Source organism: Bacillus sp. JJ1609, from assembly GCF_036967045.1.
In the GTDB taxonomy this organism is placed as follows: domain Bacteria; phylum Bacillota; class Bacilli; order Bacillales; family Cytobacillaceae; genus Mesobacillus.
In genome coordinates, this window is sequence record NZ_JBALSS010000025.1 from 31,514 (window position 1) to 45,698 (window position 14,185).

Sequence of the window (14,185 nt, forward strand, 5' to 3'; positions counted from 1 at the left end):
TTTTTTGTCAATTTTACCAGGTTCATGCTCCCGCATATCGGATATGAAAATTATATCGTAAAAATGATGCATATGCATGCCATGACCATTGATGAATCAAGGACTCGCCAAAAATGGCTGAATAAAAATGCTGAACTGTTTGCATACTAACAGTGAATAGGGGGGATCACCATGGCCCGAAAACTTGTTATATGCGTTGTTATATTCCTTAGTTTGTTTACGGGATTCTTAATCCTGGATAACCGGGAAGACAAGGAGTTGTCAAAACAAGGTACTGGTGCAGAACGTGGTGTACTGCGGATTCAGCATACAGATATGGACGAGGTCGAAACAGCAAAAACATATGTACCATTTGGCTCGAGGGAATACGTCAGGATTGTACCTAAGTAGCTTCAACCATTTAATACGGATGAAGATGAATAAAGTTTCAAAAGTTTTAAGTTCCTTGAATAAGGGGCTTTTTCTTTTTGTTGCCGGAAGCATTCTTTTCTTTCATAATATCCAAGTAGGAATAAGAAAGAATCGAGTGAAGATGCTATCATGAAAAATCCGTATTTAACAAGCTATTTTCCGCTGCTCGCCATTGTTTTGTTCAGTTTGTCGCTCTCAGTCCGCACAGAAATGGAGCTTGTGGCACTTCTGAAAAATGCCGGGATTTATGAAGGCATGCTGGAATTTTTTTCGGAAACAGGAATCAAACTTTCGCTTCTGGCACTGCTAATGGTCCTGTACTTTATGGTTTTTGCAGCCATGAAGCTTATTGCCGATACGATCAATGAGGTAAGCCTGCTATTTTTTTCAAAGGATCATGAAGGTGAAAGCCTTAAACTGATTCGCAGTGGTGCAACTGTCTATTTTGCAGCCGGAGTGCTTTCCCTTTTCAGCATTTACAGCTTCATAGGGATTGGCGTTATTTTTGCTGTGGCAACATTGATTTATTTTATCTATTTTGTCTATAAAATAAGCCCTAATTTATCAATAGCTGGGGTAATAGGAACAGTCTTCTTCCACATCATCCTTTGGAGTACCATGTTGCTTGGAATCGTTTATCTCGCAGTAAAAGTGTATAACAGCATAATGGCGAGTTTGCCGATTTAGAGAGGGATTGAATTTACGAATCAGTTATTTTGATAAGGTAATCTTGCGAAAGGGTATGCTTTTTTTGCGAAGTGGATTAAAAAATCTTGCGGAAAAGTGTATTAATCTTGCCAAATCCTATCATGGTCTTGCGAACCAGAAATTTCCCCCAAAAGAACCGGGACCGAGTGGCCCGGTTCTTCCATGAGTAATAATTACTTCATAATATCCCGCCAAATCAACAGCTGTGGTGAATTGCCATGAATAGCTTCCATGCTTTCTGGCGTGTCTTTGCCAACCCATACTCCTGCAGTCAGCTGTCCGCTGAAGCCGATGAACCATAAATCCTTGAAATCATTGGTGGTTCCTGTTTTGCCGCCCGCCGTCTGACCGGCAATCGCCGCTTTCCTGGCTGTACCTGATGAAACCGTTTTTATCATCAACTCGTTTACGGTCTCTGCTGTTTTCGGGCTCCAAATCTTCACCGGCTGATCGTTCCATTTATAAAGAAGCTGGCCATTGCGGTCAGTCACCTTCATAATCGCTCTTGGCTTGAAAAATCGTCCTTCATTGCTAAAAACAGTATAGGCCTCGGTCATTTCTAATGGACTCATGCCAGTTGTGAAACCACCGACTGCAGAAGCCGGCACTCGATCCCGGGACGTCACTTTTTCAAAATGAAAAGGTGATAAATCATTGAAAGCCTCATCCACCCCAACTTGCAGAAGCAGCCTGACGGCAGGTGTGTTATAGGAATGGGTAAATGCCTGTTCTAGTGATACCTTCCCATATTTCGCTCCTCCGTAATTTTTCGGACAATATCCTTTGATACAAATTGCTCCAGCATCTACGTTCTCAGTGATACTGGTTCCTGTTCTCTCAAAGTAGGGAGCATATACAAGCAAAGGCTTAATTGAAGACCCAGGCTGTCGAAAAGCTTGATAGGCTCGGTTGAAGTCACCCGTTCGATAGTTCTTGCCTCCTGCCAAAGCAACTACGAGGTTCGATTCATGATTCACCACTGCAGCAGCGCCTTCAATACCTTTGTAGGGAAGGTGCTCCGCCACTGACTTCTTTGCCCGCTTTTGCAGCTCTGGATCAAGTCCTGTGTGGATTGAGACGCCTGACCTCAACAATTCATCGACTCTTGCATTTAATTCTTGATCACTTCCTAATTTTTCATGTTCAAATACCAATTCCCTTAGTTCGCTTAAAACATATGAAGTGTAATCCGGATATGAATTTTTCCTTGGTATAATTTTTAAAACAATCCCCTCGGTTTTAAGCTTTTCTGCTTCGTCAAAATGAAGGTGACCACTCTGGACTAGCTGATCTAACAGAAGCTCCTGCCGTTTCTTTGTCCGATCAAAGTGCTTTAAAGGATCATAAAAGGAAGGATTATTAGGGATGGCTGCCAGAAACGCTTGTTCAGCCTTACTAAGGTCTGCCGGCTTCTTTTTAAAATAAAAATCCGCAGCTGCCTGGATTCCGTAAGCGTTATTCTGAAAATAGATTGCATTAAGATACTGCTCGAGGATTTCCGTTTTTGAAAATGTTTTTTCCAGCTGGTAAGCATATAGAACTTCACTGAGTTTACGGTTATAGGATTGATAATGATTCAGGTACTGGTTTCTGGCCAGCTGCTGGGTAATCGTGCTTGCACCCTGCTCGATTCCATCTGAGTGAATGTTGATTGCAAGCGCACGGCCAATTGCAGGCAGGTCAAATCCAGGATGCTTGTAGAAGTGTTGGTCCTCTGAAACAATGAAAAGAGCTTTTATGAAATCAGGAATTTCATTTGATGACACATAACGTCTTTTCATCGGCTGGTTAAGTTCTGTTACGACCTCGCCATTGCCTGCAAGGATCAAGCTTGTCTGAGAAAGTTTTGTCTGGTTCAAATTGACCTTTTCTTCAAGAATATCATTGAAGCTTTCAGCTTTTCCTGCTTCGTTAAAAGTTAAAGTGACGACCGTGATAAACGCCGGTATTAAAAGCATTGTCAATAAATAGCCTGTTAGGATTCGCACGTTAGTTCCTTTCTTTCGCTGAGGAATAATCTTGTGAAATTACTAATGCATGTAAGACACGGTTTATATCGGATTTAATTCCGCATAATTAAGAGCGGAACCAATGTTGCCATAGGAAATACACGGAATTATTCATGGGAATTCTTTATTCTGCAATAAAATAAACACAAATTAAAATTAGACACTATAAAAATGCAGAAAAATTAAAAAATTTATTCAGATTCGTGATATAATAGAAAAAATAATCGACAGAAAAGCATATACTGGTTACATACAACTACTGGCTTTTCAGAAAGTTGGGGAAGCATGAGCGAAAATGAAAGGACATTATTTATCGATTTTGAATTTACGATGCCTGACAGAAACAGCAGGAGGCGGGGCTTTTACCAGGAAATCATTGAGGCTGGCGCCGTTTTGGTTGAAAACAGCAAGGTGGTTGAACAGTTCTCATCATATGTAAGGCCCACCCGTTTTACGACGTTAACTGAGAGATGCAGGTCGTTTCTGAACATTTCCCAGGAACAGGTGAATTCAGGAATCTCGTTCCATGATTTGGCGGAGAAATTAAAGTGTATGGGTGGAAGCAAAAACTGCCAGGTTGTCACCTGGGGCAATATGGACATGAAGGTATTGCAGCATAATTGCCTGCAGGCTTCCGTCTCATTTCCACTCCCGGGCAAGCAAATTGATCTCTCTATGGAATATAAACGTTTCTTTGGAGACCAGAATCAGACTGGACTTTGGAAGGCTGTACAAGAATATGGCAGGGAAGGCACTGGAAAACACCACCGAGCTCTCGATGATGCTTTGACAACCTATCATATTTATAAACTTGTAGAGAAAGACAAACAATATCTGCGCAGGCCCGAGCCTACCACAATCGGGGATATGGTCGATTTCTCCAAGCTGTTGAACAAGTTTGCATAAAAAAGCCAGATTGGAAAAAACAATCTGGCTTTTGGCGTTCTTATGGTGGATATATTACTCGGCAAGGTTCTATTTAAAGTAATCTTTTTCAAGCGACTCCAAATTCCGCATGCTTTGCTGTGCCCATGGAGAATTGTCATTCTCTAGTTCTGCTCGCAATTTACTGGCTGCTTGTTTCAATGAATCAAGATAGTCAGGAATCTCACCTTCGAACGGCTTAACCATTTTTTCAGGAATATTAGCCTGTTCCCGGTATGACAGTGCCTTTCTTTCATGGAAAAAGCCCACTTCAGCATCCTTTGGGTTATGAAGATCGCCTTGCATCGGATGTTTAGCTACAGCCAAAACACGGACAAGATAGTGCAGGGGACGGCGCTCTGTAATCTCGCCTATGTACTTACCAGTTTTATAAATCGCGGTCACTTTATCGCCAATATTCAGTTCGGTCATAGTTTTCTCCTTTCGAAAAACAGATTATGTGATGAATGTCCTAATCAGTTCAGGATTTGACAGTACGTATTGCCTTTTTAATGTCTGGCGTGTGGCTTCTAACTCCTCGAGACGCTTGTCTAGTTTCGCCTCCTAGATACATTGGAAACTTCAACTCCGCCTTCATAAACAAAAAACGCTTCTTTGTCGGAGTTAAACAGTCGCCTACACCACCTTTCTTTCATTATGCAAGATTTATAGCAAAAAACAAAGTGCAAAACCTTTTGCAATCCTTTAAAGTGTTTATAGGAGGGATACATATGATGACTAAAAAAATATTAGCTGTTTTAATAGCAATCATGTTTGTTCTTGCGGGATGCGGTACTGCAGACGAGAAGCAAGAAGCAGAGAAAGTGAAGGAAGAAACGAAGGATAATGGTGGACAAGCTGATCAGCAGCAAGAGGATGAAAATATCGTTTATCCACAAACGATTAAGGAAGTCCAGGAGAACGAAAGACTTGTTGAAATGGTAACCAGCTTGGGCAACATCAAAATCAAGCTTTTCCCGGAAAAGGCACCTAAAACGGTGGAAAATTTCATCAAGCACAGTGAAGAAGGCTACTATGAGGGAGTTACCTTCCACCGTGTTATCGATGGATTCATGATTCAGGGCGGTGACCCGGAAGGAACAGGTATGGGCGGTGAAAGTATTTACGGCGGACCGTTCGAGGATGAGTTTTCAAGAGAGCTTTTCAATATCCGCGGAGCGTTATCGATGGCGAATTCGGGACCTAATACAAATGGAAGCCAGTTTTTTATCGTTCAGAATAAGGAGCTCGATCCTAGCCTGCCAGAACAAATGAAACAAGCTGGCTATCCGGAAAAAGTAATCAAGGCTTATGAAAATGGCGGAACTCCGCATCTTGATGGCAAGCATACAGTCTTTGGGCAGGTTGTCGAAGGAATGGATATTGTCGATAAAATTGCCGCTACCCCAGTTGGAGCGCAAGACAAGCCTGAAAAAGACGTTGTCATTGAAAAAATTAATGTACTGAAATAGCCATCAGCATCAGGTTGGACGAAATACTAAACCTTGCTATAATGTGTGGGTGAGTGTTTCCGAGTAAGAAAGGAAGTTGAGAATGAATCACTGGTTTGTCATCTCATTGTTTTTATATTTTCCAGAGGATAAAACTGAATATATTCCCGCAGCTATTACCTCATTCGTTTTCCTGATCGGAGCGATCCTGACAATGAGGTTTATCATTAAGATTTCCAAAAAAGAAGCACAGAAAGCAAAGGAATATGAGCAGACCGTCATGAAGCAAATAGAAGAACAAAAGAAGAACAGCTGATTATACTCAGCTGTTCTTTTTTTGAAAGTGATTTAACGCGTCACAGCACTGGGGGTCAGACCCCCAGTGCTGTGACGCGTTAAACTGTGATGGGAAATTCGCTTTTAAGTGAGCTGGTTTAATCGTTTTAAAAACGGGGTAAAAGTCATGTTTTCATTATTTTAGGAAAGGTTTATAATAAAATTTATATCTTGAAATGAGTAGGGGTTTAAATTGAAGGAGTTACAGATAACTAGTATTGTCGATCAAATTCTTATCCAATCGGGAAGCAGTGTTAAGGTTGAACTTGAATCATATTTTCCAGGAGACCGGTTTGCGGGCGGAAAATATAATTTTGATAGTCATACCATCACTTTATACATAGAAGAGATCAAGGCCCAGTGCTTGCAAATCTTTTCTTCATTAGATCATTTCGAGGATTACCTCGCTGTTGTCTTTGCCCATGAAATTGGCCATGCAGAGGACAGTCAGCTGGCTGATTTAATTGAGCAGATGGATGAATGTAACAATGAATACACGAGAACAGGCATAGCCTTGAATATCGAAAATAATGCATGGGACTACGCAAGAATGCTAATCCCTCAAACACTTCATCCATTCATGGACACAATCATACATTATTCACTTCAGCCATATTATGAAGCACTTGAGATAAGTGCCTAAATGCATAAAGAAGGAGCCAAGACCTAACAGGTCCGGCTCCTTCTTTATTTCTTGTGATCACTTGTCTTAGCTAAACGCTGTTTTCAATCTTCCGAGACCTTCGAGCAAGGTTTCGCGCGGGCATGCCAGGTTCATCCTGACGAAGCCTTCTCCGCCTTCTCCGTATTTCGTTCCTGGCTCAAGTGCGAGTTTCCCTTTGTAGAGCAGTTTCTCTTTTATTTCATCATCACTTAAACCAAGCTCTCTGCAGTCAATCCACAGCAGGTAGGTAGCATCTGCCTGCATAGGTTTAAGCGCTGGCAGATTTTCTTTCATAAACTCCGTAGCAATCTCCATATTCTCGTGCAAATAGTCCAGCAGCTGGTCAAGCCATTCCTCTCCACCGCGATAGGCGGCTTCCATTCCTGCAACGGCAAACGCATTCAAGGTGAAAAATCCTTGCTGCTGCTGGATTTCCTTGAATTTGGTTTTTAGTTCCTTATTCTGGATAATGGCTGCTGAAGCTTGAAGTCCTGCCAAGTTAAATGTTTTGCTCGGTGCGACAAAAGTTGCTGTAATATTCATGAACTCTTCTTTTAGCGAAGCGATTGGTGTATGGACATTCGGCTTGAAAACAAGATCGGAATGGATTTCATCTGAAACGATCAGACACTCATGCTTTACGCATAAGTCGCCGAGTTTTTCGAGCTCAAGCCTTGTCCAGACCCTGCCGCCAGGATTATGGGGATTGCACAGAATGAACAATTTAACTCCATCTTTCAACTTTGCTTCAAAATCCTCGAAATCCAATTCATAGCAGTTATTTTCATAAATTAAGTTTGAAGTGACAAGCGTCCTGTCATTATTTTTTACCATATTGAAAAAGGGTGTATATACAGGAGAATGAACCAAGACCTTGTCGCCTTTTTCAGTGAAAGCTCGAATCGCTGTACTGATGGAAGGCACGACACCCTCGCTATATAGAACCGATGATTTTTCAATCTCCCAGCCATGGCGATTTTTCAACCAAAGCTGAAGGGCTTCAGTAACCGTAAAAGGTACAAAGGTATATCCGAAAACCCCATGGTCAATCCTGTCTTTAAGAGCGTCACAAACTGCCTTGGGAGGCTGGAAGTCCATATCGGCGACCCACATCGGCAGCACATCCGCCGTTCCAAACACATTTTCAGTTGAATCCCATTTCACTGAACTAGACCTGCTGCGATCAACCACTTTGTCAAAATCAATCTTCTCCACTATGTACGCACCGCCTTTTCCTGAATAATTTATCTATCTCTACGTTTATGATAAAATACTTTTAAAAATAAATCAGGTGATTGAATTGGAATCTAGAGAACTTAGCTATAAATTAATAGATGTTTTGAATAAATGGGATCCTTTTAACGTTGGGGAAGGGGAATTTGATCCGGAAATTGCGGATATCCTCCAGGCGGTCCACGATTTTGACGATGCTGATAAAGTTGCAAAGAGAATTCAGTCTGTTTTCGAATTTTCCTTTGAACAGCTATTGCCATACCAGGAATGCCGTTTAATCGCTAACACTTTGCTTTCAATTAAAAATGAGGATGTGTGCTCATTGTAAACTCAGGAAACGGCAGCCATCAACGGCTGCCGTTTGCTGTAGCTTCGACTCTTTCCTCTGCGTCAATAAATTGATTGATCAGCCTGTGGACATCCTCCGGCCGTTCTTCCGGTACGAGATGGCCTGTTTCCTTCAAAATCACCAATTTGGAATTCTTTAAATCCTTCTTTAATTTTCTTCCGACACTGACAGGGACAACCTTATCGTGTTCACCCCAGATCATCAGGCAAGGTGCATCGATTTTTTTTAGCTCCTCAGAAGTCAAGTCGCCCTCCCGATGCCTAATCATCATCGTCAATGCTTTGAAAATGTCATCTTCTAAAAAAGGGGACAAGTAGCCGTAGAGCATTTCATCATTAATCATGGAATGGTCATACACAACATTTTTCAGGTTTTGTTTCACACCAGACTTCGCGAGATGGAATTTTACATAAAGGTGAAAATAAGGAATATAGCTTGTCAGGACAAGGGGAAGCTTCGCTCTTTTCAAATAGCCTGAACTGCAAAGCAATATTCCCTTTTTTGCATACTCCGGATAGAGCAAAAGAATGTTTAAAGCAATTTGACCGCCCATTGAATGGCCGACTACATTAAACTCCCTGATTCCAAGTGAATTCATTAAATCTACGACGGTTGTAGCCATGTTATGGTACGAATATTTATAACTGGAAACTTTGCCGCTTTTCCCGAATGGTGGGAGATCAACGGAAATGACGTTATAATCCTCTTTTAGCAGCGGAATCAAATGCCTGAAGCTGAAAGTAGAGGAAAGAAAACCATGGAGCAGCACGAGTGTTTCATCGGATGCCGGGTGTACATAATGTTCGTAATACAAATCGATTCCGTTAATGGTTTTATTCCTGGCGAACGTAACATCTTCCATTGCGGCTTTCACTCCTGACATTATTTACGGAATATGTAAGGTATGCCATTTATTTTCCCCGTGAATTCAAAGTTCACACTCATAACTTGAAAAAAGACAGAAAACAAAAAAAAGATGGACTTCCAATTATGGAAGTCCATCAAAAAAGGGGGGAATACTAGAAAGCCTTATACGATAAGGATAACCAGTTTGGCAGAATGATATACATGTAAAATTTTATTTATTTCTGTAACTTAATATAAAAAAATAAGGAGCGAGAATTTCTGCTCCTTAATCCGTAGAGTTCATTAATTTTAGAAGATAGCCACTTTTACATACTGCTTGTTGTTGGATCAGCTTCTGATGGAGCGGTAACGTAGATTTGCTGCCCCATCAGCTCGGAAGCCGGGACATCCAGTACAGTCGAGATCTTTAAAACTGTCTGCAAATTAGGTATTTGCTCACCATTTTCGTATCGTTCGATTGTCTGCGCGCCAACCCGTGATTTTAAAGCAAGCTCCTCTTGGGACATCCCTTTTCGCATGCGGCAATTTTTGATATTCTGGCCAATCGTATTCATCGATCCTCACCTCCAGAAAATATCTCTTATTATAAGTTTATCAGAAAAAGGTTGAATTTTTCGTCTGCAATGTGAACTTTTTCTTAACTTTACAATATGCCTATAGACTGTAAAAAGACAATGCCAATACCAACAGGAACGATGTAGCGGATTGCGATATACCAAATGTTAAATATCAACCGATTTTTTCCCGCTCCTGTTTCAAGCTCCTGCCTTACCAATTTCCGCGGAAGCACATAACCTGCGAAAATCGCAATGAAAAATGCGCCAAGCGGCAAGCCGATATTGCTCGTAATGAAATCAGCTAGATCAAAGAAGGTCATTCGGAAAAATTTCACGTCTGATAAAACGCCAAAGGAAAGGGCATTGGGTATTCCTGCAGCAAATACCAGCATCCCTGCGATCCAGGCAAATTTCTTCCTCTTCTCCACATTGCCCCTCGAAAGAACGGCAACGATGATTTCTAAAATGGAAAAGGCGGATGTCAATGTAGCAAACAGAAGCAAGACTAAAAAGATCGTTAAAAATAGTCCACCGAATGCAATTTGCTCAAATACAGCCGGCAAGACAACGAATACTAATCCAGGACCAGCCTCTGGTTCAAATCCAAGTGCAAATACTGCAGGGAAAATGACCAGTCCAGCGAGCAGCGAGATGAAAATGTTCAAGCCAACGACAGAGAATGCAGATTTCGTCAGGCTTTCACCTCTAGATAAATACGAAGCGTAGGTGACCATCACAGAAAGGCCGACACTTAAGGAGAAAAAGGACTGGCCTAGTGCCAGCAGCACGGTTTCAGCAGTGACTGCAGACCAATCAGGCTTCAAAAAGAACTCAACACCCTCCATTGCTCCTTCGAGCGTGAGTGAACGAATCACCAGGACTATGAAAATGATAAATAGCGCCGGCATCATATATTTGCTGGCCTTTTCAATCCCCTGCTGAACACCGCCCTGCGCCCTGCACAACCCAGATGGTAAGCAGTATGAAAAGGAATTGCACGGTCACTGCCTCAACAGGATTAGCAATGATTTTTTCGAAGGTGGAACCATATTCAGCCTGAGTCAGGCCGGATAATGATCCAGTCAAGCTTCGTCCAAGGTAAGAAAGGATCCATCCCCCAACAACACTATAGAATGAAAGGATGATGAAGGATGCGATGACACCGCCGTAGCCAAGCAGCGGCCATGCGCTTTTGGGAGCGAGATGTTTATAAGACATAACCGCGTCTTTCTGAGTGTTCCGGCCAATGATGAATTCAGCCAATAAAATCGGTGCTCCGATAAATATAGTCATGAGCAGGAAAAGGATCAGAAAAATGCCGCCCCCGTTTGTACCCGCCATATAAGGAAACTTCCAGATTGCCCCGAGGCCTATTGCCGACCCAGCAGCCGCAAGGATAAAACCAAGCTTAGAGGTCCATTGTTCATGCTTGTCCATAAAAAAACTCCTTTTAAAAATCATATAAAAAAAGAAATTCAATTTAGGTTTTCTGACAAAACAGAAAATTATTTTTCCATGTTACTATTTATACAGTTAAAATCATAGTATTTTCAGGTTTTTACCCATTCATTTAGGTTTTTACTATTTTTTTGAAACAAAAATGGAAACCCGGCGTTTTATAGGTAAAGTTGTTTCGCTAAGATTGTTTCTTGCTGAGACAGCTCAATATTATGATAAGAAAAAGAGAGAAATCAGTTTGGGGGATCCAAATGAATGAAGAGGAATTAGTATTTCGGGCACGGAACAGAAACATGCAGGCTTTTGCGGAGCTGATCGATGTTTATACTCCCACCGTCAAGCGCTTTGCCTTCCAGCTTGGAAACAATTATGACGACATAGATGATATTACACAGGAAGTGTTTGTCAGGGTTTTTCGCTTCCTGGATCAATTTTCACAGGCGAAGTTCACGACCTGGCTTTATAAAATCACTTTAAATGTAACAAGGGATTTTTCCCGCAATAAAAAAAGACAGATTAAAAAGGTGCTGAAATTCGGAAAAGAGCGTACCTTCAATGGGAAAACCGCTGAAGAAAGCATCCTCCGTTTTGAGGAAGACAGAACCTTGCATGAATGCATTCAAAAACTTGATGAGAAATATCGGATTCCGATTGTCCTGTTTTATTTTCATGATAAAAGCTATGACGAAATCGCGGAAATTACAGGCATATCGCTTTCAAATGTAAAAACCCGTCTTTTAAGAGGCAAGGAACATTTGAAAAAGCTGCTCGCGTTAGCTGAAAAGAGAGAGGGTGAAAACCATGGATGATCAATTATTGGAGAAGCGTCTCGATAGCTTGAGAAAAGCATATAGCGACATGCCGGAAGAGGAAAACCGTTCGGAAATCCTTGCAGCCATTAAAAAAGACCAAAAGAGAAAAATTCAGAATAAGTGGTTTCACCTGCCATATGCAGCAAGTTTTATCGGAGTAGGAATGATTGCTGGTGTTTTAATGATGCAGTATATCGATGATATTGGTATATCTACTTCGGAAAAACCAGGAGTTCATCAGACATCAGGCGACAACAACGAAACGAAAAGTGAGCTGACAGAATCAGAAGTGAAGGGAAAAATAACAGCTTTGCAAGCTTATTACACGGAAAGGCAGACCTACACCAAAGAAAAATTGGGTTTTGGAGCAGGCTATGAAGATCTATTTTACCAAAATATCCTCGTGAATATAACCCAGCTCGAAACTGAAATGCTTGAAAACCCAAAAGCCTATGATCGAGATGAATTCAAGCAGGTCACAGCGCAAATTAAGAGAGAAATCAATGAAGCTTTCACCATGCCGTCAGAAATCATTGAAAAGCTGTCACACGGAGTCGATGATCATCGCTATGAAAGGGAAGATGAATACCATCTTCTAGTGCAGCTCGATTCCTACTTGATGGCCTATAGGCAATCCTTTGTTCTATATGAATGGGAAATCAATAAAGCATTGGAACAGGGAAGCACGGCAGAGGTTGTTGAAAAGTTGAATTCTGGCGGTGAAGGAATCTCAACACGAGGATTGAAAAAGCTTGCTGAAGGTGTCGTCCAAAATGGATATGTTTTCAGGGAAGCGGATGGAAAGATTGAAATCTATGTTGATTTTGACAGTATTGCTGAAAGGCTGAAGCCAGAAGGGAATCCGGATTTTATCTATTATCTCGAGCTTAGCAGCAACCGCATACAGGACCTGCAAGGAAACGTAGTGTCATATAAGGATTTGGGTCAGCTTTTGGTGAAATTTGAGAAAAGTATTAAAGTAGTCCAGGATCGAACGGTTGAACAATGGATGAGGAATGATGCTCAATCACTATATGGCCTTTTTGTAGTGGGCCATCCAAAAAAACCGCTATTCAATGAGCAAAATGTATTGAAAGAAAACGTTAAAAAAGGATATAGATATGTAATGGAAACTTTTCCAACCACTGATACAGGAGCGGCCATGAAAATTTTCTATGAACAACTTGAAAAAAATAATTTCATAAAGCCTGCCGATTTTTCCATGAGAGCTGTGATCTATCCCAAATACTTGAACATTCGGACCCCTGATAAATCTGAAATCATGTTCACTCAGAGTATCTTGCCGTTAACAAATGACCTGCAGGAAACCTACAAGGAATTTGCCGCAAAAAAGGATGACAATATCCTCAGGAATTATGGTCCGTTCGAAATCATGCAGCTTTACTTCCATGCCGACAAGGAAAAGGATTTTGCTGCGAAGTATGCATTATATAGTAAGAATGATGCCATGCCGTCTGAAGAGCAGTATATAAACCAACAGCAGGCTGCGGGATTGGACCTGAGCGAAATGTTGAATGGATATGACCATGCGTCGCTCTATTTTTCTGAAGAAAATCCTGACCAGATTACCGGTATCAAATTACATTTCAAGGAACGTTCAGATGCTCCAGTATTTCAAATGGTTCAGGAAGATGGAATCTGGAAAGTCAGGTATATGCCGCTGCAGTAGTCTGACAAAAATTTGGAAACGCCTAAATAAGAATTATATTTTTCCTTTTGATAAAAACTATAAAATATGATATAATTTTTTATTGCGTATTAATAGGATAAAATACAACAAAATTTAGGAGTGTTTCGATGTCAGAGAAAATTGAAGTAGGCAGTGTTTTAACAGGAAAAGTTACAGGAATCCAGCCATATGGCGCTTTCGTTGCATTAGATGAAAATACACAAGGACTAGTGCACATTTCAGAAATCACACATGGTTATGTTAAGGATATCAACGAGCACCTTACAGTTGGCGACGAAGTGAAAGTGAAAGTTTTGTCAATTGATGAAGCTGCTGGAAAAATTGGATTATCTATCCGTGCAACTGAAGAAGCTCCTGAGCAAGTTCAACGTGCACCAAAGAAGCCACGCGCTAAGCGTCCAGCTGCTGTAGTTCAATACCAGGATGATTCAGCACAAGGCTTCAACACTTTGAAGGATAAGCTTCAAGAGTGGATCGACCAGTCAGACATGGCTAAAAAGTAATAGCTTTTGAAAAACCGGACAATTAAGTCCGGTTTTTTTTTATGGCGTTAGATTCGTTATAGAAATTAAAATACAAGTTCGGAACAATGGAGGGAGAGAAACCGGGGCACCGGATGTTCCAATAAGGGTCATTGGAACAATGGAGGCAGATAAACCGTGGCATCGGATGTTCCAATAAGGGTCATTGGAACA

15 protein-coding genes and 1 pseudogene are annotated in these 14,185 nt (G+C 41.2%); 10 read left to right on the forward strand and 6 right to left on the reverse strand.

Annotation, left to right across the window (positions count from 1 at the left end):
* Nucleotides 1–171: 171 nt before the first annotated feature.
* Together V7654_RS17925 and V7654_RS17930 are read left to right on the forward strand one after the other, a co-directional pair.
* Nucleotides 172–390: a hypothetical protein gene (locus V7654_RS17925; protein WP_335432068.1), complete on the forward strand. Its 219-nt coding sequence runs from the start codon at nucleotides 172–174 to the stop codon at nucleotides 388–390.
* A 150-nt stretch (nucleotides 391–540) separates the two neighbouring features.
* Nucleotides 541–1,098, forward strand: a complete 558-nt coding sequence (locus V7654_RS17930; RefSeq protein ID WP_335432069.1) for a DUF5366 family protein — start codon at nucleotides 541–543, stop codon at nucleotides 1,096–1,098.
* 194 nt (nucleotides 1,099–1,292) lie between these two features.
* On the opposite strand, the gene V7654_RS17935 is transcribed toward V7654_RS17930, so the two are convergent.
* A complete protein-coding gene (locus V7654_RS17935) occupies nucleotides 1,293–3,077 on the reverse strand; it encodes a transglycosylase domain-containing protein (RefSeq protein WP_335432294.1) in 1,785 nt (594 codons plus the stop codon).
* 336 nt (nucleotides 3,078–3,413) lie between these two features.
* Here V7654_RS17935 and kapD point away from each other — a divergent pair, with 336 nt between their 5' ends.
* On the forward strand, nucleotides 3,414–4,034 hold the full coding sequence (gene kapD / locus V7654_RS17940; RefSeq protein WP_335432071.1) for a 3'-5' exonuclease KapD: 621 nt from the start codon (nucleotides 3,414–3,416) through the stop codon (nucleotides 4,032–4,034).
* Between the two features lie 69 nt (nucleotides 4,035–4,103).
* Here kapD and V7654_RS17945 read toward each other — a convergent pair whose 3' ends face one another.
* Nucleotides 4,104–4,484 (reverse strand): kinase-associated lipoprotein B, encoded by a 381-nt coding sequence (locus V7654_RS17945; RefSeq protein ID WP_335432073.1) that lies wholly within the window; start codon nucleotides 4,482–4,484, stop codon nucleotides 4,104–4,106.
* Between the two features lie 302 nt (nucleotides 4,485–4,786).
* Between V7654_RS17945 and V7654_RS17950 the strand changes: the two genes are divergently transcribed.
* The 3 genes from V7654_RS17950 to V7654_RS17960 all read left to right on the forward strand — a co-directional run bounded on the left by V7654_RS17950 (nucleotide 4,787) and on the right by V7654_RS17960 (nucleotide 6,482).
* Complete coding sequence (locus V7654_RS17950; protein ID WP_335432295.1) at nucleotides 4,787–5,524, forward strand: peptidylprolyl isomerase; 738 nt, start codon at nucleotides 4,787–4,789, stop codon at nucleotides 5,522–5,524.
* A gap of 82 nt (nucleotides 5,525–5,606) precedes the next feature.
* A complete protein-coding gene (locus V7654_RS17955) occupies nucleotides 5,607–5,819 on the forward strand; it encodes a hypothetical protein (RefSeq protein WP_335432074.1) in 213 nt (70 codons plus the stop codon).
* Between the two features lie 213 nt (nucleotides 5,820–6,032).
* On the forward strand, nucleotides 6,033–6,482 hold the full coding sequence (locus tag V7654_RS17960; protein WP_335432076.1) for a hypothetical protein: 450 nt from the start codon (nucleotides 6,033–6,035) through the stop codon (nucleotides 6,480–6,482).
* A 66-nt stretch (nucleotides 6,483–6,548) separates the two neighbouring features.
* Here V7654_RS17960 and V7654_RS17965 read toward each other — a convergent pair whose 3' ends face one another.
* The gene (locus V7654_RS17965) at nucleotides 6,549–7,718 is read right to left on the reverse strand and encodes a MalY/PatB family protein (protein ID WP_335432078.1); all 1,170 of its coding nucleotides are present in this window, start codon (nucleotides 7,716–7,718) and stop codon (nucleotides 6,549–6,551) included.
* An 85-nt stretch (nucleotides 7,719–7,803) separates the two neighbouring features.
* Between V7654_RS17965 and V7654_RS17970 the strand changes: the two genes are divergently transcribed.
* Complete coding sequence (locus V7654_RS17970; protein WP_335432080.1) at nucleotides 7,804–8,064, forward strand: DUF1871 family protein; 261 nt, start codon at nucleotides 7,804–7,806, stop codon at nucleotides 8,062–8,064.
* A 19-nt stretch (nucleotides 8,065–8,083) separates the two neighbouring features.
* On the opposite strand, the gene V7654_RS17975 is transcribed toward V7654_RS17970, so the two are convergent.
* The 3 genes and pseudogenes from V7654_RS17975 to V7654_RS17985 form a co-directional block, all read right to left on the reverse strand.
* Nucleotides 8,084–8,947, reverse strand: coding sequence for an alpha/beta fold hydrolase (locus V7654_RS17975; RefSeq protein ID WP_335432082.1), 864 nt, complete (start codon nucleotides 8,945–8,947; stop codon nucleotides 8,084–8,086).
* Nucleotides 8,948–9,257: 310 nt separating this feature from the next.
* Nucleotides 9,258–9,506: a helix-turn-helix domain-containing protein gene (locus tag V7654_RS17980; protein ID WP_335432084.1), complete on the reverse strand. Its 249-nt coding sequence runs from the start codon at nucleotides 9,504–9,506 to the stop codon at nucleotides 9,258–9,260.
* Nucleotides 9,507–9,595: 89 nt separating this feature from the next.
* Nucleotides 9,596–10,946 (reverse strand): annotated as a pseudogene (locus V7654_RS17985) (sodium-dependent transporter).
* Nucleotides 10,947–11,218: 272 nt separating this feature from the next.
* On the opposite strand from V7654_RS17985, the gene V7654_RS17990 reads away from it, so the two are divergent.
* The 3 genes from V7654_RS17990 to yugI all read left to right on the forward strand — a co-directional run bounded on the left by V7654_RS17990 (nucleotide 11,219) and on the right by yugI (nucleotide 13,993).
* Nucleotides 11,219–11,776 carry an RNA polymerase sigma factor gene (locus tag V7654_RS17990; RefSeq protein ID WP_335432086.1) on the forward strand — a complete coding sequence of 186 codons (558 nt, stop codon included), beginning with the start codon at nucleotides 11,219–11,221 and terminating at the stop codon, nucleotides 11,774–11,776.
* Complete coding sequence (locus V7654_RS17995) at nucleotides 11,769–13,469, forward strand: hypothetical protein (RefSeq protein ID WP_335432088.1); 1,701 nt, start codon at nucleotides 11,769–11,771, stop codon at nucleotides 13,467–13,469. Before V7654_RS17990 ends, V7654_RS17995 begins: the two co-directional genes overlap by 8 nt.
* A gap of 128 nt (nucleotides 13,470–13,597) precedes the next feature.
* On the forward strand, nucleotides 13,598–13,993 hold the full coding sequence (yugI, locus tag V7654_RS18000) for a S1 domain-containing post-transcriptional regulator GSP13 (protein WP_207502143.1): 396 nt from the start codon (nucleotides 13,598–13,600) through the stop codon (nucleotides 13,991–13,993).
* The last annotated feature ends 192 nt before the right edge of the window (nucleotides 13,994–14,185 follow it).

Coding starts and splice junctions, on each gene's coding strand:
- V7654_RS17925 (WP_335432068.1), top strand. CDS start 172: ATGGCCCGAAAACTTGTTATATGCGTTGTTATATTCCTTAGTTTGTTT.
- V7654_RS17930 (WP_335432069.1), top strand. CDS start 541: ATGAAAAATCCGTATTTAACAAGCTATTTTCCGCTGCTCGCCATTGTT.
- V7654_RS17935 (WP_335432294.1), bottom strand. CDS start 3,077: ATGCTTTTAATACCGGCGTTTATCACGGTCGTCACTTTAACTTTTAAC.
- kapD (WP_335432071.1), top strand. CDS start 3,414: ATGAGCGAAAATGAAAGGACATTATTTATCGATTTTGAATTTACGATG.
- V7654_RS17945 (WP_335432073.1), bottom strand. CDS start 4,484: ATGACCGAACTGAATATTGGCGATAAAGTGACCGCGATTTATAAAACT.
- V7654_RS17950 (WP_335432295.1), top strand. CDS start 4,787: ATGACTAAAAAAATATTAGCTGTTTTAATAGCAATCATGTTTGTTCTT.
- V7654_RS17955 (WP_335432074.1), top strand. CDS start 5,607: ATGAATCACTGGTTTGTCATCTCATTGTTTTTATATTTTCCAGAGGAT.
- V7654_RS17975 (WP_335432082.1), bottom strand. CDS start 8,947: ATGGAAGATGTTACGTTCGCCAGGAATAAAACCATTAACGGAATCGAT.
- V7654_RS17980 (WP_335432084.1), bottom strand. CDS start 9,506: ATGAATACGATTGGCCAGAATATCAAAAATTGCCGCATGCGAAAAGGG.
- V7654_RS17990 (WP_335432086.1), top strand. CDS start 11,219: ATGAATGAAGAGGAATTAGTATTTCGGGCACGGAACAGAAACATGCAG.
- V7654_RS17995 (WP_335432088.1), top strand. CDS start 11,769: ATGGATGATCAATTATTGGAGAAGCGTCTCGATAGCTTGAGAAAAGCA.
- yugI (WP_207502143.1), top strand. CDS start 13,598: ATGTCAGAGAAAATTGAAGTAGGCAGTGTTTTAACAGGAAAAGTTACA.